Annotated in this window: 22 protein-coding genes; 15 read left to right on the top strand and 7 right to left on the bottom strand. The window is 67.1% G+C overall.

The window, feature by feature from the left end; all coding sequences use genetic code 11:
* Nucleotides 1-27: 27 nt before the first annotated feature.
* Nucleotides 28-765 carry an alpha/beta fold hydrolase gene (locus tag IE173_RS05280; RefSeq protein WP_191282305.1) on the top strand — a complete coding sequence of 246 codons (738 nt, stop codon included), beginning with the start codon at nucleotides 28-30 and terminating at the stop codon, nucleotides 763-765.
* Between the two features lies 1 nt (nucleotide 766).
* On the opposite strand, the gene IE173_RS05275 is transcribed toward IE173_RS05280, so the two are convergent.
* The 5 genes from IE173_RS05275 to IE173_RS05255 are packed head-to-tail and all read right to left on the bottom strand — an operon-like array spanning nucleotide 767 to nucleotide 7,173.
* The gene (locus tag IE173_RS05275) at nucleotides 767-2,488 is read right to left on the bottom strand and encodes a glycoside hydrolase family 13 protein (RefSeq protein WP_229841897.1); all 1,722 of its coding nucleotides are present in this window, start codon (nucleotides 2,486-2,488) and stop codon (nucleotides 767-769) included.
* Nucleotides 2,485-4,113, bottom strand: a complete 1,629-nt coding sequence (locus IE173_RS05270) for a glycoside hydrolase family 66 protein (protein ID WP_191282304.1) — start codon at nucleotides 4,111-4,113, stop codon at nucleotides 2,485-2,487. Before IE173_RS05270 ends, IE173_RS05275 begins: the two co-directional genes overlap by 4 nt.
* A gap of 2 nt (nucleotides 4,114-4,115) precedes the next feature.
* On the bottom strand, nucleotides 4,116-4,964 hold the full coding sequence (locus IE173_RS05265; RefSeq protein ID WP_191282303.1) for a carbohydrate ABC transporter permease: 849 nt from the start codon (nucleotides 4,962-4,964) through the stop codon (nucleotides 4,116-4,118).
* Entirely contained in the window at nucleotides 4,961-5,905 is a 945-nt protein-coding gene (locus tag IE173_RS05260) for a carbohydrate ABC transporter permease (protein ID WP_191282302.1), read from the bottom strand. Before IE173_RS05260 ends, IE173_RS05265 begins: the two co-directional genes overlap by 4 nt.
* 2 nt (nucleotides 5,906-5,907) lie before the next feature.
* Nucleotides 5,908-7,173 carry an extracellular solute-binding protein gene (locus IE173_RS05255; protein ID WP_191282301.1) on the bottom strand — a complete coding sequence of 422 codons (1,266 nt, stop codon included), beginning with the start codon at nucleotides 7,171-7,173 and terminating at the stop codon, nucleotides 5,908-5,910.
* Between the two features lie 148 nt (nucleotides 7,174-7,321).
* On the opposite strand from IE173_RS05255, the gene IE173_RS05250 reads away from it, so the two are divergent.
* A complete protein-coding gene (locus IE173_RS05250; RefSeq protein WP_191282300.1) occupies nucleotides 7,322-8,476 on the top strand; it encodes an ROK family protein in 1,155 nt (384 codons plus the stop codon).
* Here IE173_RS05250 and lexA read toward each other — a convergent pair.
* Complete coding sequence (lexA, locus tag IE173_RS05245; protein WP_229841895.1) at nucleotides 8,473-9,156, bottom strand: transcriptional repressor LexA; 684 nt, start codon at nucleotides 9,154-9,156, stop codon at nucleotides 8,473-8,475. The two genes, IE173_RS05250 and lexA, sit on opposite strands and share 4 nt — an antisense overlap.
* 286 nt (nucleotides 9,157-9,442) lie before the next feature.
* Here lexA and IE173_RS05240 point away from each other — a divergent pair, with 286 nt between their 5' ends.
* The 9 genes from IE173_RS05240 to IE173_RS05200 all read left to right on the top strand — a co-directional run bounded on the left by IE173_RS05240 (nucleotide 9,443) and on the right by IE173_RS05200 (nucleotide 18,824).
* Nucleotides 9,443-9,817, top strand: a complete 375-nt coding sequence (locus tag IE173_RS05240) for a hypothetical protein (RefSeq protein WP_229841894.1) — start codon at nucleotides 9,443-9,445, stop codon at nucleotides 9,815-9,817.
* 32 nt (nucleotides 9,818-9,849) lie between these two features.
* Nucleotides 9,850-10,938: a histidinol-phosphate transaminase gene (locus tag IE173_RS05235; RefSeq protein ID WP_191282298.1), complete on the top strand. Its 1,089-nt coding sequence runs from the start codon at nucleotides 9,850-9,852 to the stop codon at nucleotides 10,936-10,938.
* Between the two features lie 10 nt (nucleotides 10,939-10,948).
* Nucleotides 10,949-11,551 (top strand): imidazoleglycerol-phosphate dehydratase HisB, encoded by a 603-nt coding sequence (hisB, locus tag IE173_RS05230; protein WP_191282297.1) that lies wholly within the window; start codon nucleotides 10,949-10,951, stop codon nucleotides 11,549-11,551.
* A 2-nt stretch (nucleotides 11,552-11,553) separates the two neighbouring features.
* The gene (gene hisH, locus IE173_RS05225) at nucleotides 11,554-12,189 is read left to right on the top strand and encodes an imidazole glycerol phosphate synthase subunit HisH (RefSeq protein WP_191282296.1); all 636 of its coding nucleotides are present in this window, start codon (nucleotides 11,554-11,556) and stop codon (nucleotides 12,187-12,189) included.
* Between the two features lie 37 nt (nucleotides 12,190-12,226).
* Nucleotides 12,227-12,976: a bifunctional 1-(5-phosphoribosyl)-5-((5-phosphoribosylamino)methylideneamino)imidazole-4-carboxamide isomerase/phosphoribosylanthranilate isomerase PriA gene (gene priA, locus IE173_RS05220; protein ID WP_191282295.1), complete on the top strand. Its 750-nt coding sequence runs from the start codon at nucleotides 12,227-12,229 to the stop codon at nucleotides 12,974-12,976.
* A 7-nt stretch (nucleotides 12,977-12,983) separates the two neighbouring features.
* On the top strand, nucleotides 12,984-13,736 hold the full coding sequence (locus IE173_RS05215) for an SseB family protein (RefSeq protein ID WP_191282294.1): 753 nt from the start codon (nucleotides 12,984-12,986) through the stop codon (nucleotides 13,734-13,736).
* A gap of 98 nt (nucleotides 13,737-13,834) precedes the next feature.
* Nucleotides 13,835-14,170 carry a hypothetical protein gene (locus IE173_RS05210; protein WP_191282293.1) on the top strand — a complete coding sequence of 112 codons (336 nt, stop codon included), beginning with the start codon at nucleotides 13,835-13,837 and terminating at the stop codon, nucleotides 14,168-14,170.
* An 83-nt stretch (nucleotides 14,171-14,253) separates the two neighbouring features.
* The gene (locus tag IE173_RS05205) at nucleotides 14,254-16,503 is read left to right on the top strand and encodes a hypothetical protein (protein WP_191282292.1); all 2,250 of its coding nucleotides are present in this window, start codon (nucleotides 14,254-14,256) and stop codon (nucleotides 16,501-16,503) included.
* A gap of 26 nt (nucleotides 16,504-16,529) precedes the next feature.
* A complete protein-coding gene (locus IE173_RS05200; protein WP_191282291.1) occupies nucleotides 16,530-18,824 on the top strand; it encodes a hypothetical protein in 2,295 nt (764 codons plus the stop codon).
* Between the two features lies 1 nt (nucleotide 18,825).
* Here IE173_RS05200 and IE173_RS05195 read toward each other — a convergent pair whose 3' ends face one another.
* On the bottom strand, nucleotides 18,826-19,164 hold the full coding sequence (locus tag IE173_RS05195; protein WP_191282513.1) for a DUF1844 domain-containing protein: 339 nt from the start codon (nucleotides 19,162-19,164) through the stop codon (nucleotides 18,826-18,828).
* 212 nt (nucleotides 19,165-19,376) lie between these two features.
* Between IE173_RS05195 and infC the strand changes: the two genes are divergently transcribed.
* The 4 genes from infC (at nucleotide 19,377) to IE173_RS05175 (ending at nucleotide 21,573) form a co-directional block, all read left to right on the top strand.
* Nucleotides 19,377-20,054: a translation initiation factor IF-3 gene (gene infC, locus IE173_RS05190; protein ID WP_191282290.1), complete on the top strand. Its 678-nt coding sequence runs from the start codon at nucleotides 19,377-19,379 to the stop codon at nucleotides 20,052-20,054.
* A complete protein-coding gene (gene rpmI, locus IE173_RS05185; protein WP_191282289.1) occupies nucleotides 20,047-20,241 on the top strand; it encodes a 50S ribosomal protein L35 in 195 nt (64 codons plus the stop codon). Before infC ends, rpmI begins: the two co-directional genes overlap by 8 nt.
* A gap of 46 nt (nucleotides 20,242-20,287) precedes the next feature.
* On the top strand, nucleotides 20,288-20,674 hold the full coding sequence (rplT, locus tag IE173_RS05180) for a 50S ribosomal protein L20 (protein WP_191282288.1): 387 nt from the start codon (nucleotides 20,288-20,290) through the stop codon (nucleotides 20,672-20,674).
* A 101-nt stretch (nucleotides 20,675-20,775) separates the two neighbouring features.
* A complete protein-coding gene (locus IE173_RS05175; protein WP_191282287.1) occupies nucleotides 20,776-21,573 on the top strand; it encodes a TrmH family RNA methyltransferase in 798 nt (265 codons plus the stop codon).
* The last annotated feature ends 42 nt before the right edge of the window (nucleotides 21,574-21,615 follow it).

Here is a 21,615-nt window from a genome sequence, read left to right as displayed (position 1 = left end):
CCAGCCGGCGCAGTTACCGTCAGGCGTATGCGACTCGCCGTGCACCGGTCCGGATCCGGACCGCGCACGGCCGTGCTCATCCACGGGATGATGTCCGACCACCGCGCCTGGCACCGGGTCGCCGCCGATCTTCGGGACGACGGCTATGAGGTAGTCGCGGTCGATCTTGCCGGTCACGGTTCGAGTCCGCGATCCCGTCGCTATTCGCCGCGCCGCTGGGCCGCCGATGTCGCCGAGACCCTCGAGGCGGAGCTCGACGCGCCGCCCGACCTGCTCATGGGGCACTCCCTCGGCGCGCTCGTCGCGAGCATCGTCGCCGACCAGTTCACGCCGCGCGCCGCGATCTACGTCGACCCCGCTTTCGCCTTTCCGCGCGGGGTGCGCGGGTTCGCACTGAAGACGGCGTTCACGCTCGCCCCCCGGCCGAGCGCGTGGATGCTGCGCCGGCTCAATCCCGGATGGGATGCCGATGACGTCGCGATCGAACTCGCGACGCTGCGCGTCTGGGACAAGCGCACGATCCTGGGCTTCGTGAACACCCGCCCGCTGGTTCCTCCGCTGAACCTCGTCGCGCCCACGTTGGTCATCCTCGCCGAGAAGAGCCTGCTCATCTCCCGAGCGGTCGCCGACGGCTTGCGCGGCCGCGGGATGACGGTGACGTCGATCAGCGGGTCGGGTCACACGGTCTTCCGTGACGACCATGCCGGCTTCATGTCGCTCGTGCGCGGCTGGATCGCCCGCCACGTCGCGTCCCCCGCGACCTGAGTCAGAGGGCGAGCGCCCGCGTCACGACGACCTCCCACGCCCGGAGTGTTTCCGGATCGGCGTCGTCGTAGTTGCCGAGCTCCACCGTCCACGTGCGGCCCGGCGAGGCGTCCTCGTGGGTCTGCGCGAGGTCGATTCCGACCGGTTCGCTGCTCAGGTTCGCCGTCACCAGCAGCACCTCGTCGTCGCGCCGTCGAACGAATGCGAAGACGGACGACTCCGGTACCGGAAGGTGAACGAATGCGCCGTCGACGACGACCGGAAGGGTGTGTCGCAGCTGGATCAACCGGCGGTAGAACTCGTAGACGCTTCGTTTCGCGCGCCGCTGGGACCGGGCGTTGAGCCAGGACGAGTTGGGGTTCACACCGATCCACGGGATTCCCGTCGTGAACCCGGCGGCCGGCCCGTCCGTCCACTGCATCGGCGTGCGGGCATTGTCGCGCCCCACCCGGCGGATGCGGTCGAGCGCGTCTGCCTCCGGCTGCTTGCGCGCGTGGTTGAGCGATTCGATGTCGCGCACCTCGTCGAGTGACGTGAACGGCATGTTCGTCATCCCGAGCTCTTCGCCCTGATAGACGAAGGGGGTGCCGCGTTGCAGGTGGAGCACGGCCGCGAGCGCAGTCGCCGACTCGTACCAGTACCGCTCAGGGTCCCCGAACCGACTGACGACTCGCGGTTGGTCGTGATTGTTCCAGTAGAGGCTGTTCCACCCCGTCTCGGCGAGGGCGTCCTGCCAGCGCACCAGCGATTGGATGAGCCGCGGCGGTTCGAAGGGGACCGGCTGCCACTTGCTCGACTCGCTCTGGTCCACGCCCATGTGCTCGAACTGGAAGACCATGTCGAACTCTCCGCGGGCCGGGTCGGTGAATCGCGCGGCCTGCTCAGGGCTGACGCCGGGCATCTCCCCGACGGTCAGGAAGGCCCCCGGACGGTGTGCGAACACCCGGCGGTGCATCTCCTGTACGTAGCGATGGATGCGAGGGCCGTAGCCGAAGAACGGGAAGCCGTCGCCGAACTCTGCACCCGGTCGCACCACGCCGTCGGGGAGGTGCGGGTCCTTCGAGATGAAGTTGATGACGTCCATACGAAAGCCATCGACTCCGCGGTCGAGCCACCAGTTCATGATGTCGTAGACCGCCTCGCGCACGTCCGGGTTCTCCCAGTTGAGGTCGGGCTGTCGCCGCGAGAACAGGTGCAGGAAATACTCTCCGCTCGCGCGGTCGAACTCCCATGCCGGCCCGGAGAAGAAGCTCTCCCAGTTGTTCGGTTCGGCACCCGGTGTCCCCGGTTCGCAACCGGGCCGGGACGGACGCCACCAGTACCAGTCGCGCTTGGCGCTCTGCGGGCCGCTCGACGACTCGCGGAACCAGGGGTGCTCATCGGAGGTGTGGTTGACGACGAGATCGAGGATGAGCCGAATGCCGCGTCGATGGAGTTCGGCGAGCAGGGTGTCGAGTTGCTCGAGGGTTCCGAACACGGGGTCGACGCCGCGGTAGTCGCTGATGTCGTAGCCGTTGTCATCATGCGGCGACGGGTAGAACGGACCGAGCCAGACGACGTCCACGCCCAGGTCCTCGAGGTGATCGAGCCGCGAGAGGATGCCGCCGAGGTCGCCGATCCCGTCACCGTCGGAGTCGGCGAAACTGCGCACGTAGACCTGGTAGACGACGGCCGAGCGCCACCATCCCGCCGGCCCTCCGCCGGCGATGAGCGGTTTCTTCACGGCAGTTCGGCTCCGTCCCGCACGAGCTCCGCGGGATCGATCACCACGAGCTGCCAGGCGCGCAGCGTCGGGAGGTCCGCAACGGCGGCGTCGCCGTCGAGGCGTACCTCGAGTTCTTCCAGGCGGCCGGAGCCGTCGGGATCCGCGACCCGGATGCGGGGAGTCGATCCGAGGAGACGCCGTACCCGGATGCGCCCCGCCCCCGGGTCTCCGAACGGCGCACGCGCCGCATCCCATGTCGTGTCGGGTTGGCCCACGAGGTTGACGAGGTGGACGACGAGGCGGCCGCCGGCGTCGGTGATGCGTCGCCAGACCCGGCCGGCGGTCGCCTCCTCGCTCACCTCCGCGGAGGTGTAAGCCACGTCGCAGTCGTTGTTGTAGCCGCCGACGTAGGCGTCGGTGACGTCGGCGATGCCCGGTGCCAGCAGCACCTCGTCGTGCTCGACGACGAAGTCGTACCAGCGGGTCAGCAGGTCGAGCGTCTCGGACTCGGCCGTGTGGTTGCGCACGTAGTAGGGGTCCACGAGCACCCGTCCGTTCTCTCCCGCGAGCAGCTGGGTCGCGCCGTGCGAGTACAGCGTCGCCATGGTGAGCGCCGTCGCGCGGTCTGCGGCTGCGCGGTCGGCGGTGTCGTAGACGTGCTGATACGCAGCGAATACGACGGGGAGCCCGCCGCCCGACAGTCGGGCCCGGGTCGCGGTCGCGGCGAGGGCGCCGAGGGTCGTCTGCGGTTCCCATGGCTCGATGTACAGCGCGTCCTGCGCCACTTTCGCGGTGCGCCAGGTGGGGAAGTCGTTGACGTTGTTGAACACCAGCCGTGCCGCGGGCAGGGCCCGACGGATTCCGTTGAGGGTGCGCACGAAGGACTCGGCGACGTCGACGACGACCCCGTCGGGGCGGCGCGCATATTTCGGGTAGCCGTACTGGTCAAGGTGGAAGCCGGTGAGCCCCACCTCGTCGATCGAACGCCGCAGGTCGGCGGTGAAGTGTGCGAGCCACTCGGGCGCGGCCGGGTCGACGAGGAACAAGAAGTCGCCGAGCGCATAAGGCGCCCCTGACGGAGCGAGCAGGGCGTGCTGCTCCCACTCGGGCCATTCCTCCGGCCCGACGGCATAGACGGCCGCGTAGCCGAGCGGATCGGCTCCGGCATCCCGCACGGCGGCCGCGTAGGCGCGCACCGTCTCGAGCGACACCGGCTGATCGAGCGCGTCGCGATACTCCTCGCCTCCGCCGAGCAGGTCGGCATGCCGGTAGGCCCAGTCGTAGAACTGAACGGCGGTGAGGTGCAGGCGGCGCACCACGTCCGCAATCGGCGCGGGGTCGGCGCCCGGCGGATAGGCGGCGACGAATCCGTAGCGCAGCCGGGTGCGCACATCCGCTCGCACGTCGACGGCCGTGCGGGCGAGCCGCCCGTCGGACAGAGCCAGTTCGACACCGTAGCCGCCCTCGGGCAGCCCCTCGAGGACGATGTCACTGTCGCCGTCGCGGTTCTGCTCGGCGACGGGATCACCGAGTCGCCGAACGGTCACCCGACCGCCCGCGGGAGCGTTGCGCACCTCGATCGCGATCGGGGCGCCCGGAACGTCGACCGCCCGCCGGGGCAGCAGCATCGGGTCGCTGAGCATGTTCATCCTTTCACCGCGCCGGCCGTGAGGCCCTGCACGAAGTACCGCTGGAACACCAGGAAGACGACGACCACCGGGATGACCGCGATCGCGGACGCCGCGAACACGACGCCCCACTGCACCGCGTTGTTGCCGACCCCGGCGAGCAAGCGGATCGCGATCGGCAGGGTGCGGATCTCGGGATCATTGAGGATGGTGAGCGCCCAGGTGAACTCGTCCCACACCCCCAGGAAGGTGAAGATGGTCGCCGTCGCCAGCCCGGGCTTGGCCAGCGGGAGCGTGAGCCGCCAGTAGCGGGTCCAGACCCCCGCCCCGTCGAGCTCCATCGCCTGATCCAGTTCCGCGGGGATCGACTCGAAGAAGCCGCGCAGCAGGAAGGTGTTGAGCGCGAGCGACCCGGCGACGTAGAACACCACGAGCCCCGCATAGCTGTCGAGCAGGTCGAGGTGTTTGGCGAGCACGAACTGCGGGATCAGCAGCAGGACCGCGGGGATCATGAGCCCGACCAGCAGGATGCGGAAGATCGTCTCTTTGAGGGGGAAGACGAACCGGGCGAAGGCGAACGCCATCATCGAGCTCAGCAGCAGCGACAGTGCGGTCGAGACGATCGCCACGACGAGCGAGTTGAGGAAGGCGCGCGGGATGTCCTGGGCTTCGAGCGCCTGTGCATAGTTGTCCAGGGTCGGAGACTCGGGGATGAACTGCGGAGGCGTGGTGAGCACGAACGCGTTCGGGGTGAACGAGATCCCCAGCAGGTAGAGGAATGGCGTCACCATCACGAGTGCCCCTGCGGTGAGCAGCAGGAGGCGCACCACGAGGGCGGTGGTGCGGCGAGGGGTGCGGCGGTTCATCCGGCGACCCCCGCCCCGTCGCGGTCGCGGAACAGCCGCAGTTGCAGCACCGAGAGCGCGAAGACCAGCAGGGTGAGGATGACCGCGATGGCCGCGCCGTACCCGAAGTCGAGATTGCCGAAGGCCTGGTAGTACATGTAGGTGAGCAGCACGTCGGTCTCGCCCGCCGGCCCCCCACCGGTCATCAGGTACACGGAGATGAAGACGTTGAAGCCGCCGATCACGAGCATGATCGTGACGAAGGCGAGTGCCGCACGGATCGCCGGCACCGTCACCGCGCGGAAGCGCTGCACGGCGTTGGCGCCGTCGACGAGTGCCGCCTCCTCGAGCGTGCGCGGCACGCCCTGAAGGGCGGCGAGGAAGATCATCATCGACCAGCCCACGCCCTTCCAGATGCCGAGGGCGGAGATCGCGATCATGCCCGTCCAGCGGTCGGCGAGCCACGACGTCGATCCATCGGTGAGGTGGAACAGGTCGCCGAGCACGAAGTTGACGAGTCCGGCATCCGCGAACAAGAAGCGGAACAACAGCGACACGACCACCCAGCTGGTCACGACGGGGAGGTAGTAGAGCACGCGGAACAGCGGCCGAGCCGGGCTGTGGGCGTGCAGGAGCAGGGCGACGAGCAGGCCGAGCATGATCTGCGGAAAGATCGTCGCCGCCAGGTAGAAGACGGTGTTGCCGAACGACAGCCAGAACTGCTCGTCCTGGAATGCCCGCACGTAGTTGTCGAGGCCGAGGAATTCGCTCGCGGCCGAACCGACGATCTTCCAGTCGAAGAAGCTCATCTGCACGGCCTGCGTGATCGGATACAGGATCGTCGCGCCGAACAGGATGACTCCCGGCGCGAGAAACAGGTACGGCGCGACCGGGATGCGGCGCCGGGCGCCACCCCGGGCGGCCGAAGCCGCCCGGGGGGACGCCGTGAGAGACGAGGTCATGCTCAGCCCAGCAGCTCGTCGATCTTGGCCGCCGCGTTCCGGAGGGCCTCTTCGACCGAGACGGTGCCTTCGAAGGCCGGCACCAGTTCGGCGTTGAGGATCGAGTCGACCTCGGACGCGCGGGTGATGGCGAGACGGTTCTTCGCAGTCTCCAGCTGTCGGGTGAAGACCTCGTAGTACGGCACGAGCTCGACCTGCTGCTCGCCGAGCGCCTTGATGACGGTGAGCTGGCCGGTCGGTACGAGGGCGAGCTGGAACTCCTCGGTCTGGGTGAACCGGATGAACTCGAGCGCCGCCTCCTGATGCTCCGAGGATGCTGTCAGCACGATGTCCTCGCCGCCGACGACGCTCACCGAGCCGCCGTCACCGGCGGGGATCGGGGAGTAGATCGGCGCGAAGTCGGCGAACTGGCTCTCCCAGATGCCGTTCATCCACGGGCCGTCGAAGATGGTGGCGTACTGGCCGCCGGGGAGACCTTCGCTCGTCGAAACGGCGCCGGCGTTGCCGATGAGACCGCTCGATGCGCGACCTTCCTGGTAGAGGTCGACGAGCATCTGCACCGTCGCGATGTTCTCGTCCGAGTCGAGCACTCCGCTCGAGGTGGTGAGACCCTCGTCGGCGATGTCGCCGCCACCCGACCAGATCCAGGGCATGAGGTTCCACGCCCCGAGGCCGCCGTCGGCGAACAAGGTGAACCCGGTTCCGTCGAGGTCGTCGCCGAGCTCCAGGAACTCGTCGAACGTCGCGGGCGGGGCATCCCAGCCGGCCGCAGCGAGAGCGTCCGGGTTGGTGATGAGCACGCGGGTGTTGGTATCGAGCGGCAAGCCGTAGTACTCGCCGTCGTACAGGTTCGTCGCGAGCACGCCGGGGTAGGTCGCGTCGGCGAGCTCCTGGAAGTCGGGCATGACCTCGGACAGCGGAACGAGCACGCCGAGCTCGGCGAAGCGAGGCACCCAACCCAGATCCGCACGAACGAGGTCGGGGAGTTCGTCGCCTGCGGCGCTCGTCGTGAGCTTCTGGAGCAGGTCGTCGTACGGCACGTCGACGTACTCGACCTGGATGCCGGGGTTCGCCTCTTCGAACGCGGGGATGAGTGTGTCGTTGAGTACTTCCTGCTGGGCCGAGTTCCCGCCGTTGCCGTACGACCCCCAGAAGGTGATCGTGACGGGCCCGCCGGTGTCGGCGGGGGCACCGCCGCAGGCGGCGAGGGCGAGGGCGAGGGCCGTTCCGGCGGCACCTACCGCCACGGATCGGATTGGACGCTTCATTGCAGTCTCCTGTCGGATATCGAAACCTCTCGGTGCAACGAGAGGACGACGCATCGAGTTAGTTCTATTGCAAAAGCAATCGCTCGTCAAGTGGGGCGTTCTCGTGCAAGAATGGCGGCTGTTCATTCCGAAGCAAAACCAACGAAGGATGCCGGTGAATACGCACAGCTGGACGCCGACAGGCGGGGCCACCCGCGCGGTCGCGCTCGAAGTGCTCATCAACGGCCCCATCTCGCGCACCGAGATCGCGCGAAAGCTCGACTTGTCCGCCGGCTCACTCACCCGATTGAGCACACCGCTCATCGAAGCCGGGCTCTTGGTCGAGGGCGAAGAGCGCGCCGAAGGCCGCGCCGGTCGACGATCGCGGCCCCTCGATGTCATCCCGGGTTCGCGGGCGTTCATCGGCATGAAGGTCACCGGCGACCGGGTGATCGCAGCCCGCACCGACTTCCGGGCGAGCATCCAAGAAGTCGCCTCGGCGCCCCTGCTCGCACGTGATCCCGACTCGGTCGTTGCGGACATCGCGCGCCTCGCCGAAAGGCTCACTCCGGCAGGATCGGAGATGACCGGCCTCGGGGTCGGTGTCGGCGGGCGGGTCGACAGGCGGGGTGTCGTGCAGTCCGCGCCGTTCCTGGAGTGGGAGAACGTGCCGCTCGCGGAACTGGTCGCGGCGGCCACCGGGATCCGAAGCGTCGTCGACAACGATCTCGTCGCCTTCACGGAGTTCGAGCACTGGTTCGGCGCCGCGCGCTCGGCCGACCGTTTCGCCGTCATCACCCTCGGTGCGGGGGTCGGCTACGGGCTGATGGTGGGAGGTGAGGTCGTTCGCAATGACGATGCGGGGCTTGGTCTGGTCGGCCATTGGCCACTCGATCCGTTCGGGGCGCTCTGTCCCGTCGGTCACCGCGGATGCGCTCGGAGCGTTCTCACCGAGAGCGCCGTCGTCGCCGCCGCCACAGGCGCACTCGGCCGGGATGTCTCGTACGCCGAGGTTCTCGACCTCGCGACGGCTGAGGAGCCGGCCGCACGTCGGATCGTCGACGATGCCGGGCGCGCGCTCGGGCGGCTCATCGCGGCTGTCGCCAACCTCACCATGCCCGAACTCGTCGTACTCGGCGGCGAGGGAGTGCGGCTCGCGACCGTCGCGGCCGACGCCGTCCGAGAGGGCATCGCGGGGGACCGCGACTCTCGGGCGTCCGAGGTTCGGCTCTTCGTGACCGACGGTGACGACGCCGAATGGTGCCGCGGAGCAGCGGTCGTCGCCATTCAGGACTACGTGCTCGACCGCAGCGTCGTGCGCTAGACCGACCTCAGCACCGCGACGATCTTGCCGAGGATCTCGGCGTCGTCGCCGACGATCGGCTCGAACGCCGAGTTGCGCGGCAGCAGCCAGACATGGCCGTCGCGCTGGCGGAACACCTTGACGGTCGCCTCCCCGTCGAGCAGGGCTGCGACGATCTCGCCGTTCTCGGCGCTCTTCTGCTGTCGCACGACGACCCAGTCGCCGTCGCAGATCGCCGCGTCGATCATCGACTCGCCGACGACCTTGAGCATGAACAGGTCGCCCTTGCCGACGAGCTGACGGGGGAGCGGGAAGACCTCGTCGATCTGCTGGTCGGCGGTGATCGGGATGCCGGCGGCGATGCGCCCGACGAGCGGCACCATGGCGGCGTCGCCGACGGGAATGCCCGAGTCGGAGGATTCGGTACCCGGCAGTTCGATGAGCACTTCGAGCGCCCGCGGCCGGTTCGGATCGCGCCGCAGGTAGCCCGATAGCTCGAGCTGGGTGAGCTGGTGGGTGACGCTCGAGAGCGACGAGAGCCCCACGGCATCCCCGATCTCGCGCATGCTCGGCGGATAGCCGCGCGATGCGACGGAGCGCTGGATCATCTCGAGGATGGCCGTCTGCTTCTCGCTCAGCGACGTGCGTCGTCTCGTCTGGGGCCGGTCTGCTGCGGCGTCCTGGTCTTGCGTGTCGTCCACGGTGCCTCCTCGTGCCGCCGGTCGAGTGCCGATGTCGGTGGTCGGTGATCGAATCATCCCGGCGATCGAAACTGTATCCGTTCTCGGTCGCTCCGACAAACATTTGTTCGAGTGTGTCGCCCGATTCGTCGAGAAACTGCGGCGGGGAGGTTGAACATACGTTCGATCGAAGGTATGTTCGGAACATAGATTCGCTTCCGGAACCCCCGGCCCGGCCGCCAGGGGTTCCGGAAGCGGGACCAGCCGAAGAAGCCCGGTGTCAGACGCCGGCTACGAGGAGCACGAGATGACCGCACTGAGCTACGGAAACGTGAGTTACCTGCCGACTTCCGGGTATGCGCGACCGACCTCGCCTCGACTGCGCCTCACGCGTCGCGGTCGCGTGGTGTTCTCGGCACTGGCCGCCATTCCGCTCCTGATCGCCGCGCTCGTCTTCGGCCTGGGCGCGGGGGGCGCCGTCGCGACGAACGACGCGGCGACCGACTCCCTCACCTGGGTCACGGTCGACGGCGGGCAGTCCCTCTGGGATCTCGCCGCCGAGATCGCCCCGGGCGAAGACCCGCGCGAGTTCGCCGCCCAGGTCGCCGCGTTCAACCAGCTCGACGGGGCGGTGCTTCAGCCCGGCCAGAAGCTCGCGATCCCCGCGCAGTACACCGACTGAGGCCGCGCCGCGCGCTCAGTAGACTCGCGCGAGTGGTTTCCCTCTCCGACCTTCCGCTGCGCGACGACCTCCGGGGCATGACCCCGTACGGGGCCCCGCAGGATGCCGTCCGCTACGCGTTGAACGTCAACGAGAACACCCATCCCATCCCGGAAGACGTCGCCCGCGACATCGTCGAGTCGCTCGCGCGCGCGGTGCTCGGGGCGAACCGCTACCCCGATCGCGAGTTCTCCGAGTTGCGCACAGCCTTCGCCGGCTACCTCGGCCACGGGCTCGACGCCGACCAGATCTGGGCGGCGAACGGGTCGAACGAGATCATCCAGCACGTTCTGCAGGCGTTCGGCGGCCCCGGCCGCCGCGTGCTCGGCTTCCCGCCCACCTATTCGATGCACCCGATCATCGCGGCGGGCACCGGAACGGAGTGGGTGACGGCCGAGCGGGATGCGGGATACCGCATCTCACCCGAGACGGCCGTCGCCGCCGTGGAGCGCACCGACCCCGACCTGGTGTTCCTCTGCGCCCCGAACAACCCGACGGGCACGCCGCTGCCGATCGAGACGATCGAGGCCGTCTACGCGGCGTCGCGCGGCATGGTGTTCGTCGACGAGGCCTACGCGGAGTTCATGCCCGACGAGGTGCCCAGTGCCCTCACCCTGCTGCCCGGACGGGAGCGTCTCATCGTCTCGCGCACGATGAGCAAGGCCTTCGCGTTCGCCGGCGTGCGGGTCGGCTACCTCGCCGCCGACGCCGCCGTGACCGACGCTCTGCGCTTGGTGCGCCTGCCGTATCACCTGTCCGCGCTCACCCAGGCGGCAGCCCTGGCGGCACTCCGCCACGCGCCCGAGATGCTCGCGATGGTCGACGACATCCGCGGCCAGCGCGACCGCCTGCTGGCCGAACTGCCCGCGCTCGGCTACCGGGCCCACGAGAGCCAGGCGAACTTCGTGCTGTTCGACGGAGTCGCCGACCCGCACGCCACCTTCCGCGCGCTGCGCGAGCGCGACATCCTCATTCGGGATGTCGGTCTGCCGGGCGCCCTGCGCGTGACCGCCGGCACGGAAGAGGAGACGAGCTACTTCCTGGCCGCCCTTGCAGAACTCGGAGCAGGCGGCGCTCACTAAGCTCGACGGCATGGCCTCCCGCACCGCGAAGATCGCGCGTCAGACGAGCGAGTCGTCGATCGAGCTGAGCCTCGACCTCGACGGCACGGGCACGTCGAACATCGACACCACGGTGCCGTTCTTCGACCACCTGCTGACGGCGTTCAGCAAGCACTCGCTCGTCGATCTCACCGTGAAGGCGTCGGGCGACACCGACATCGACGTGCACCACACCGTCGAGGACACCGGAATCGTGCTCGGTCAGGCGATCAAGCAGGCGCTCGGCGACAAGTCGGGCATCGGTCGCTACGGCGACGCGCTCGTACCGCTCGACGAGGCACTCGCCCAGGCGGTCGTGGATGTCTCCGGGCGTCCGTACCTCGTGCACGGCGGCGAGCCGCAGGGTTTCCAGCACCACCTCATCGGCGGCCACTTCACCGGGTCGATGGTGCGGCACGTCTTCGAGGCGATCGCGTTCAACGCGGGCCTCACGATGCACATCACCGTAATCGCCGGTCGCGACCCGCACCACATCGCGGAGGCGGAGTTCAAGGCGTTCGCGCGAGCCTTCCGCAAGGCGGTCGAACCCGATGCGCGGGTGCGCGGCATCCCGTCGACGAAGGGCGCGCTCTAACGATGGCCCGACGCAAATCCGTGGTCGTGCTCGACTACGGATCGGGCAACGTGCACTCGGCGGCCAAGGCGATCGAGGCGGCCGGTGCGGAGGTCGACCTGACGGCCGACCGGCAGCGGGTGATGGATGCCGACGGCCTCGTGGTTCCGGGAGTCGGGGCGTTCGCAGCGGTGATGGCGGCGCTGAACGAGGTGCGCGGCGGGGAGCTCATCGAACGTCGGCTCGCCGGCGGCCGCCCGGTGCTCGGGATCTGCGTGGGGATGCAGGTGCTGTTCGAGCGCGGCGTCGAGCGCGGCGTCGACACCGAGGGGCTCGGCGAGTGGCCGGGCATCGTCGACGAACTGCAGGCACCGGTGCTGCCGCACATGGGCTGGAACACCGTCGACGCTCCCGTCGACTCGGTGCTGTTCGACGGGATCCGCGACGAGCGCTTCTACTTCGTGCACTCCTACGCCGCCCGTGACTGGACGCTCGAGCCGTACGGGGCGTTCGCGCAACCTCGTGTCACGTGGGCCGACCACGGCGGGCGGTTCGTCGCGGCGGCCGAGAACGGCCCGCTGTCGGCGACCCAGTTCCACCCGGAGAAGTCGGGGGAACCCGGCATCCGGCTGCTCGCGAACTGGATCGGCTCGCTGTGACGGCGCAGGCGGCTGAACCGGGTACGCTTTCGACCTTGTGACCGAGTTCAACTCCGCTCCCCAGCTCACCCTGCTCCCCGCCGTCGACGTCGCCGACGGCAAGGCCGTTCGTCTCACCCAGGGGGCGGCCGGCAGCGAGACCAGCTACGGCGATCCGGTCGAGGCGGCCGACAACTGGGCGAGTCAGGGCGCCGAATGGATTCACCTGGTCGACCTGGATGCCGCCTTCGGTCGCGGCAACAACACCGCGGTCATCCGCAAGGTCATCAAGAACACCCCGAAGCGGGTCAACATCGAACTCTCCGGTGGCATCCGCGACGATGCGACGCTCGAGGCCGCCCTCGCGACGGGCGCCAAGCGCATCAACCTCGGCACGGCTGCCCTCGAGAATCCCGAGTGGGCGGCGCACGTGATCGCCGAGTACGGCGAGGCGATCGCCGTCGGCCTCGACGTGCGCGGCACGACCCTTGCGGCCCGCGGCTGGACGCAGGAGGGTGGTGACCTCTGGCAGGTGATGGATCGCCTGGAGGCGGCAGGCTGTGCGCGTTACGTCGTCACCGATGTGACCAAGGACGGCACCCTCAAGGGCCCCAACCTCGAACTCCTCGCTCAGGTCTGCGGACGCACCGACAAGCCCGTCATCGCGTCCGGCGGGGTCGCCGACCTCGACGACATCGCCGAGCTGCGCCAGCTCGTGCCGCAGGGGCTGGAGGGCGCGATCATCGGCAAGGCCCTCTACGCCGGGGCGTTCACCCTCGCCGAGGCGCTCGACGTCGCGGGAGACTGAGTCTCGCGTGGCTCACGCCGACTCCGCCGGCATCCCGTTCGACGGGCGCTCCTTTCACGCGAACCCGTCGGCGGATGACGACGGCTCGGCCGATGCGCGGCTGATCGAAGCGGTGCTGCGCTTCCGGGCCCGCGAGCTCGGGATGTCGGAGGTACTCCTGGCGCTTGGCGCGGCTCGGGTGCTGGTTCCCCTCGTGACCGACCGCGGCGATGAGGGCATCGGACCGCACGGACAGCTGGTCGATAAGACTCAGGAGCTCGCGCTGGTCACCGTCGCCGGGCCCGCCGGGCGCAACGTGCTGCCCGTGTTCTCGTCGGTCGAGGCGATGCGCACCTGGAATCCGGCCGCGCGGCCCATCCCGGTGACCGCACCGCAGGCGGCCCTCGCTGCGGCAGCCGACGAACTTGGCGCGATCGTGCTCGACCCCGGGTCGCCGACCGAGTTCGCCCTGCGTCGCACGGCGTTCGAGGCGCTCGCGACCGGTGCGACGTTCATCCCATGCTTCCTCGACGAGCGGGTGCTCGACGCGTTCCTCGCGGCATCGGCGGCGGAGTCGGCCGTGCGGGCCGTGCAACTCGCCCCCGGCGACCCCGACGCCCGCCTCACCGGGCCCGAACTGCTCGTGCAGCTCGCCCTGGAGAGCGGCCTCGACCGCACCGAATTGGATGCCCTGCTCGCGCGACTCGGCGATGCCTGGGCGGCATCCCCCGTCATCCTCGACCGCGTCGACTCGATCGCGGTGCGCCTCGAGTCGCTCTGAGGGTGATTTTGAGGCGCGCCCCAACGCGTCTGCAATGGCGACCGGGGGTCGGTGGCTTCTACTAGGATCGGGCGCAGGTCAGGGATCAGGAGCCGAGAGTGCGCGTAGACCAGTCGTTCATAGAGAGCGTCGGCTTGGACGCGTCTGACCGTCGTCACAACGAACAGCTTGCGCGCGACGTTGTTGAGACTATTCGGTTGGTGGCCGGAGAGCGGCTCGCCCGGGGACTCAGCCCGGCTCGTCTCCAGCAGTTCATCGCAGCGCTTGAGGACGGCGATGACCGAGCGATCGAGTGGATTCGAGAGAACATCTCGGATGCGGAAATTCAGGTGGCCGGGGCGGCGGCCTATGAGGACGTGCGCGTACAGGTGAGAGATTCTGTCGCACAGCACAATCGCACCGCGCGCGAATCCGACGGCAAGGTGGCGCAGTGAGCCCTACAACGACGGCATCGGCGTCCCCTCAGCGAAACCGCGTGCGGCTCTCCGGACGAATCGCGGACTCCGTAGCCCGAGTCGTGGAGTATGTCGCCGAACTTGCCGAGCGAGACGGGTTCGAGTCCGCCGACGGTCAGAAAGCTGGAGGGCTCGGTTCCGAAGCGGCGCTGGATCCGTGCCAAACAGTGTCGATTCTTGGCGACCGAGGGAGCGGCAAGACGTACACTCTGGCGCAAGTTTGCGCCCAACTCGAGTTGGACGACCGCTACCTCGTAACTCGCGTGATTCGTCCGGAGTTCTTTGACAGAGGCGACACGCTTTATAGCGTCCTCTTGGCCAGCATGATGGCGAGCATCAACGAAGACGAGGATCTTCGTGGCAGGCGCATCTCCTACAGAGGTGAGGAACGTTCTGCGGCGGGCTGGCTTGACGAACTTGCCTTCAAGGAAGCTTCCGGACGGCACGGAACTCTGGGGACGGCCGGAGCCTGGACCCTCGATGAGCAAGCTCAAGCGCTCGTCAGTGTTTCGCGCCGCGGCCTAGGTTTCGTTGACGAGTGGCGGGCGCTAATTGATGGCCTACTCGCGAGTACCGGGCGCACGCTTGTGATCCCTGTCGACGATGCTGATCTCGCGCCAGGCATGCTTCCCCAAATCTTGCTCGACATCAGGCGCATAGCCTCGACGCCTCGCGTTGTGTGCATTGCGGCTCTGAGCTACGAGCATGCGCAGAGGTCGTTTGCGGCTTCGGTGCGCGATGGCACCGCCGGTGATGTGGGCTACCGTGACGCGATTCAGTTCGCTGACGCGGCCCTAACAAAGAGCCTTCCAACACACCGCCGAGTTCACCTCCATCCCCTGAGCGATGAGGCAAAGCTCACGTTCACGCCGGTGGGCGCGACGGAGTCCCTAGAGGGACTCCTGGGTCAGATTTGGCTTCCCAGCCATATCACCGACGAGGAGACGGCACTCTCAGAACTTTTCCGAGTTCCGCTACCTAAGGCATTCGGAGACCGCCGACGAAACGCCAGCCTCGGCGTTACACCGTACGCTTCCGCTCTGCCATCCGGCCTTCGGGATCTCGAGTTTCTTTACAAGGCAATTGAGCGCCACAAGTCGAGTGGGTCTGCTGCCGCTTGGAGAGTCGCTCTGGAATTGCTGCACGTGTCGCTGCGTCACGTTGACCCTGCCCTCGCCAACGAACTCGAGAATCTCGTGCGATTCTCTGGTGCCGATGCGGAGTCCGTCGATGCAGATTTCAGCGAGATCAAGACTCAACCCTGGAGTGAGTCGCCGCGTCAGGTCGATGTCGGGACCGACTATGTAGTCTTCTATCGCCGCTTCCATCCGGTCCTTTCCATCGGACAAGGTGCCAAGCTGCCCCTGGAGCTTGCGCAATCTGTTCTCTTGATGCTTGATGTCGCGGCTCGCACGCTGAACCCGGATATTCAAGTCCGTGGCCGCCGCCCTTACGCTGGCGGTTTCGGGACCCGCTTGGCGGACGTGTATTTGGATGGCAAAGTTGCCGATCACTTTTTTCTCGCCCTTCCGACGTGGGAAGGATTTTCCGACTATTACGCCTTCTTCGCTTATTGGGAGTGGGCCTGTGAGCGGCTCGCCGCGGTGGAAAAGTCGCTCGAAATCACGACCCAAGTCACGGAGCGTGTTGCTCTCGCGCATCTCATGCTCGTCGCGGCAGTCCAACGATCCGAACTCACCTCTGTAGTAACACGTCTCGGTCGCGTTCTTGACCCCGACCTTCCAACCGGTGCCACGTGGACAAGACGGCGGAATCAGGCTCTCGACCGTGTGCATGCGGATCTAGCGACCGCGTATGAGGCTGCAGTGAACAGCAGGTCGCAGCGAGATCGCGACTTCGTTGCATGGTTCGAGCGATACCTTCCACTCGGATTTCACCCGATGTTTCTAGGTAAGTCGGGTGACGACCACTCGTGGGAGTGGTGGATCGATGTCGTCCGCCGCGCGAAACGCCGTCACAAGACTGAAGGGCTCGTGCGCGCGCTGGAGACGCGGATTCGTGAGAACCTCGGGGAACAGTGGATTGAGCCGCTTCTCGATGGACTCGGTCGTCTCGACCTCAGCTCCGCTGACAAGCTGCGTGATCGTCACATCGAGGCTATCCAGTCACGTGCCGCTAAGCGCCTCGGCGAACTGGCGCTCCAGGTTTCAACTGCTCTAGACGGCCGCGAGCCGGGAGCAGGCAAGCCGGCTCAAGCCCAGACAGCGAAGGCGCGTGATGAACTCTTCGCCGTAGCGCACGAGGAGCTCGAATCGATTCGACGCTCCGCCGCCGCTCACGACCGCGAGTGAGACGCGAACTCCCGCTACACGCAGCGGTGGCCGTCGCTCTTGCGACCGACCTCGCCCCATGCCCGGACGACGACGTCGAGGACTTCTTCCAGAAACCGGCCTTCCATGAGGCCGTGAGATGGCGTAGCGAACCGCAGAACGATCTCGCCGACCGCATCGCTGCCCTCCATCGAGAATCGCTATCCGTCACCGCCAGACCGACGCTGGGGTTGGCAGTGATTGCGCGACGTTCCTGCCTCAGTCGTGCGGAGATCCCTGAAGAGGCGGCGAGTGCGCGAGATCATGCCGCTCGCGCAGCTCTAGGCGTGCTTTGGAAGCCACAGAGTGCCGAGAGAGTGGACCCAGGAGTCGGCATCGAGGAACTGGGGCTTCCGGTTGATGCCCACGTCCACTACGGCGCTTGCCTCTCTGCCGTTGAACTGCTCATCGAGCTGACCCGCGACTGGGATGAGGGAGTCGCAAGCCGTGAGTCCGTTATGACCTCGGGCTCCCGACCGCTCAACCTCGTGACTCTTGCGCTCGCCTGCGTCGTGGCTCTAAACACGGCGGCGCATCTCGACGACGGCGAGAACCTCGACGACGTGGCGATCCATGAGGAACTTAGGTCAGCGATCAACCGCCGCGATTATTGGAGGCGGGTCTGGGATGAAGCTGAGAAAGTCATTGGACCAGACGCGCCCCGATCAGTTTCCAACCTGATCGCGCATTCGCAGTCGCGCGTCGACCGTGTGGGCGACGTCACGGCGCTCGGAGCCTTCTTGGAAGGCTACCTCGACCGGGTCAGCCAGGGGGGCGGTTCCGACGTCGTCGATTACCTGGTTGACGGTGCATGGCAAATTCTCGTGCAGGCCAACACTGTCCTGGTACCTGAAATCAAAGAGGGGCTTGACGGTTTCACCCGAGTGTTCCGTCTCTCCGGTCGCCTACGGGATACCGCTCTCCGCACCGGCGTGAACCTCGCTCGAAAGTCCATTTGTGCGCTCGGCAGCCTCGAAGCCGCCGAACTGAGGCGGACCGTCGACTGGGAGGTCGACTCGGCTCACAGCCGTGCATCGCCGACGCGCGGCGGTGAGGCAATCGCACAGTCTCTCGACGCCCTTCTCGAGGGGGTCTTCGAGTCGATCGACCGCGACAATCTGCCGTTGCGTTACATCGAAGTGCCAGTGAGCTTTCGTCGCGAGAGCTCGGTGCCCCCTGCGAGGTCCGAGCCGTCGGCGCGCGACACATCTGTGTCGCTAGCTAACGCGTGGCGGGTCGTCGCGGCGTGGCACTGCCTATTGCGAGACCAACCTCGCTTGGCGCCCCTAGTGTCATCGTTCGACGTTGTCGGCTACGAGAACGCGGCGCCGAACTGGCCGTTCGCGATCGCCTTCGCCGAGATCGCCGGTCGGGCTCAGCCGCACGCGATCGAACCGCTCTACACGGTTCATGCTGGTGAGGCGTATCCGCTTCCAAGCACGGGTGTGCGCCGTGTGCTTGAGGTGCTGAGCTTCTTCGAGGTCGCGGTTGCGAGAGTTGGGCATGCCCTCGCACTCGGTAACGCAGATGACGACCTTTCGCGCGGCCAATGGGTTGCGAAGCTTCGGGGATGCGCCCCCACCGAGATCCTTCGAGATCTCGCGACAATCGCGGCCCACGACTTTGGGGCGGTCTCCGTCGCCGCAGTTGAACGCTTTTGGGACGTCGTAACGCACATCCCCGACTACGCGGCATTCGATCGTTCGGCAGATGTTACGCAGGCAGTGCGGCTGCCGTTCCAACGAGAGTATTGGGCTTCACTCAACGTACTTCGACGGGAGGGAGAGGGTTACACCTTTCGCACCAATGAAATACCGCCAGAGGTGTTTGCAGCGGCCACAGCAGAAGAGAAGCTCGCGGTTCTCCTCGCGCGCAATGAAGGGACGACAGCGACACTTGGGGGCCTCGGGAGTGGCGTGGCTCTCGATCCGCTCGTCGGAGTCCTCATCGAAGGCACGCACGCAATGCGCGAGCTGTCTTGGGCTCTGCTTGATCAACGCAGTGGGGTGATCGAAACTTGCCCCACCTCCAATCTGATCACGACAGAGGCCGGAAGTTATGCCGAACTGCCAGCGAGGCGCTGGTTGGCCGAGGATCGCCCGATCACAGTCAATTCGGATGACCCGGGAATCTTTGCAACGACAGTTCATCGAGAGTACGGCCACCTTTTCGCCTCCGGCGACCGAGGTGTGACAGCAGTGCTTGATAGATCGCGTGCCTGGTGTGCGCCGACGGCCCGGAAGGGCGGCTTCGACCTGACCGACCCAACAGTCCGCACTCAGCTCATCTCGCGTAGGCCTTGACTTAGTTGACGGGGCCGGTGTACTTCTCGCCGGGACCCTGACCGATCGGGTCGGGGATGGCGGAGGCTTCGCGGAACGCGAGCTGCACCGAGCGGAGCCCATCGCGCAGGGGGCGGGCGTGCACGTCGGCGAGGTGCGGGGCGGCCGCCGTCACGAGGCCGGCGAGGGCGTCGATGAGCTTGCGGGCCTCGTCGAGGTCGACGCGCGGGTCATCGTCGGCGAGGCCGCACTGCACGGCCGCGGCGGAGAGCAGATGCACGGCGACGGTGTTGATGACTTCGACCGCCGGCACTTCCGCGATGTCGCGGATCTCCGGCTCGACACTGTGCTGATCGAACACGGGGGGAGCCTCGTCGACGGTGCGGCCGAAAGCGTCAAGTGCCAAGTGCGGGGTCCTCTGCTATTCTCATACGGGCTCCGGGGCCATCTCCCCGGTAACGAAGCGGAGAATCCTCCCACCCGTCAGCTGCTCTCAAGGCTACCGGGTCAGTTTCACTCCGCCGGTCCGTTGCTCTCGAAAGAGGCAGAGGGCCGGTAGCCAGGGTGAGAACGATGCATGCGCATCGTGGTGGGCGTCTTCCTTCGTATTGGTACAGCGAAAGGAACCCACTAATCAGCGATCCCAGAACGAACGACCGGATCCGCGTGCCCCAGGTCCGCCTGGTGGGCCCGGCAGGAGAACAGGTCGGCGTCGTCCGCATCGAAGACGCGTTGCGTCTCGCGCAGGAGGCCGACTTGGATCTGGTCGAGGTTGCCCCGAACTCCGTTCCGCCCGTGGTGAAGATCATGGACTACGGCAAGTTCAAGTACGAGCAGGCCCAGAAACTCAAGGAAGCTCGGCGCAACCAGGCGAACACCATCCTCAAAGAGGTTCGGTTCCGCCTCAAGATCGACAAGCACGACTACGAGACCAAGCGCAAGCGGGCCGAGGGCTTCCTTCGGGCCGGCGACAAGGTGAAGGCCATGATCCTCTTCCGCGGCCGGGAGCAGTCCCGTCCGGAGCAGGGTGTGCGCCTTCTGCAGCGCTTCGCCGAGGATGTCGCAGAGTTTGGCACCGTCGAGTCCACCCCGACGATCGACGGTCGCAACATGGTCATGGTGATCGGCCCGCTGAAGAGCAAGGTCGACGCGAAGGCCGAAGCCCAGGCCAAGAAGGCCGAGAACAAGCCCCCGCGCCCCGCAGCTAGCGAGGCCGCGGCGCCCCAAGAAGAGGAAACCAGCAATGCCTAAGCAGAAGACGCACTCGGGTGCCAAGAAGCGGTTCAAGGTCACCGGCAGCGGCAAGGTCATGAAGCAGGGCGCGGGCATGCGCCACAACCTCGAGGGCAAGTCCTCGAAGCTGACCCGTCGCCTCAACCAGGAAGTCGTCCTCGCCCCGCAGGACGCCAAGGTCATCAAGCGGCTCCTCGGCAAGTAAGCCCGAGACGCCCGAGTAGCAGAGCCCAGGACAAGGAAAAACCGAAATGGCACGTGTCAAGAGGGCGGTCAACGCCGCCAAGAAGCGCCGCACGATTCTCGAGCGCGCAGAGGGTTACCGCGGCCAGCGGTCGCGCCTCTACCGCAAGGCGAAGGAGCAGGTCACCCACTCCCTCGTCTACGCCTACCGCGACCGTCGCGCGAAGAAGGGCGAGTTCCGTCGCCTCTGGATTCAGCGCATCAACGCTGCGGCCCGTGCGAACGGTCTGACGTACAACCGCCTCATCCAGGGCCTCGGCCTCGCGGGTGTCGAGGTCGACCGTCGCATCCTCGCCGAGCTGGCGGTCAACGAGCCCGCCGGGTTCGCCGGTCTGGTCGAGGTCGCCAAGAAGGCGCTCCCGACCGACGTCAACGCCAAGGTCGACGCCGCGTAACGCAGGTATCTCCAAGAGGACGGCACCCCGGATTCACCTCGGGATGCCGTCCTCTCGCGTTTCGTCACCGCACGTTCACCTCGCCCCCGTAGCCTGAGAGCATGATCGACAACCCGCGTTCGCCGCGGGTGCGAGCGGTCGCGAAGCTCGCCAAACGCCACGCCCGGGCCGAGACGGGGGTGTTCCTCGTCGAGGGACCGCAGGCCGTCGCCGAGGCGCTCGCCTTCAAGGCCGACCTGCTCGTCGACATCTTCATCACCCGCTCCGCCCGGGAGCGCCTGACCGACCTGGTGCAGGCGGCGACTGACCGGGGCATCGACGTCGTGAACGTCTCGGATGCCGTGCTCGACACGATGGCGGACACCGTGACTCCGCAGGGGGTGCTGGCGACCTGCCGGCAGTTCCCCACCCCGATGGCCGACCTGCTCGCCACGGGTCCGCGGCTGATCGCGGTGCTCGAGGAGATCCGCGACCCGGGCAACGCGGGCACGATCATTCGAGCAGCGGATGCCGCGGGTGCCGACGGCGTGATCTTCACCGGCAACAGCGTGGATGCCTACAACCCCAAAGTGGTGCGCTCGACGACGGGTTCGATCTTCCACGTGCCGGTCGCGCAGAACGGCACCCTCGACGAGGCGCTCGCCGCCGTGCGAGGCGCAGGGATGCAGGTGCTGGCCGCCGACGTGAAGGGCGCCGACCTGCCGCGGGTGCGCGACATCCTCACCACCCCCACCGCGTGGCTGTTCGGCAACGAGGCGCGCGGACTCACGGACGAGCAGCTTCGTCTCGCCGATCGGGTGGTGAAGGTGCCTATCTACGGGCACGCCGAGTCGCTCAACCTGGCGACCGCGGCATCCGTGTGCCTCTACGAGTCGGCGTTCGCCCAGCGCTCGCCCTGAGCAGGTGTCGAACGGGTGACGATCCTGTCAAGCGGTTGACCC

The sequence above is a fragment of the Pseudolysinimonas yzui genome, from assembly GCF_014653215.1.
GTDB lineage: Bacteria > Actinomycetota > Actinomycetes > Actinomycetales > Microbacteriaceae > Pseudolysinimonas_A > Pseudolysinimonas_A yzui.
This window is presented reverse-complemented; position numbering and strand designations above follow the sequence as displayed.

Excerpts from the sequence above, each read along its gene's own strand:
- hisH (WP_191282296.1), top strand. The coding sequence starts at position 11,554 with ATGGCCCGACGCAAATCCGTGGTCGTGCTCGACTACGGATCGGGCAAC.
- IE173_RS05260 (WP_191282302.1), bottom strand. The coding sequence starts at position 5,905 with ATGACCTCGTCTCTCACGGCGTCCCCCCGGGCGGCTTCGGCCGCCCGG.
- hisB (WP_191282297.1), top strand. The coding sequence starts at position 10,949 with ATGGCCTCCCGCACCGCGAAGATCGCGCGTCAGACGAGCGAGTCGTCG.
- IE173_RS05265 (WP_191282303.1), bottom strand. The coding sequence starts at position 4,964 with ATGAACCGCCGCACCCCTCGCCGCACCACCGCCCTCGTGGTGCGCCTC.
- IE173_RS05255 (WP_191282301.1), bottom strand. The coding sequence starts at position 7,173 with ATGAAGCGTCCAATCCGATCCGTGGCGGTAGGTGCCGCCGGAACGGCC.
- IE173_RS05270 (WP_191282304.1), bottom strand. The coding sequence starts at position 4,113 with ATGCTCAGCGACCCGATGCTGCTGCCCCGGCGGGCGGTCGACGTTCCG.
- infC (WP_191282290.1), top strand. The coding sequence starts at position 19,377 with ATGCATGCGCATCGTGGTGGGCGTCTTCCTTCGTATTGGTACAGCGAA.
- rplT (WP_191282288.1), top strand. The coding sequence starts at position 20,288 with ATGGCACGTGTCAAGAGGGCGGTCAACGCCGCCAAGAAGCGCCGCACG.
- IE173_RS05240 (WP_229841894.1), top strand. The coding sequence starts at position 9,443 with ATGACCGCACTGAGCTACGGAAACGTGAGTTACCTGCCGACTTCCGGG.
- IE173_RS05280 (WP_191282305.1), top strand. The coding sequence starts at position 28 with ATGCGACTCGCCGTGCACCGGTCCGGATCCGGACCGCGCACGGCCGTG.
- IE173_RS05250 (WP_191282300.1), top strand. The coding sequence starts at position 7,322 with ATGCCGGTGAATACGCACAGCTGGACGCCGACAGGCGGGGCCACCCGC.
- IE173_RS05175 (WP_191282287.1), top strand. The coding sequence starts at position 20,776 with ATGATCGACAACCCGCGTTCGCCGCGGGTGCGAGCGGTCGCGAAGCTC.
- rpmI (WP_191282289.1), top strand. The coding sequence starts at position 20,047 with ATGCCTAAGCAGAAGACGCACTCGGGTGCCAAGAAGCGGTTCAAGGTC.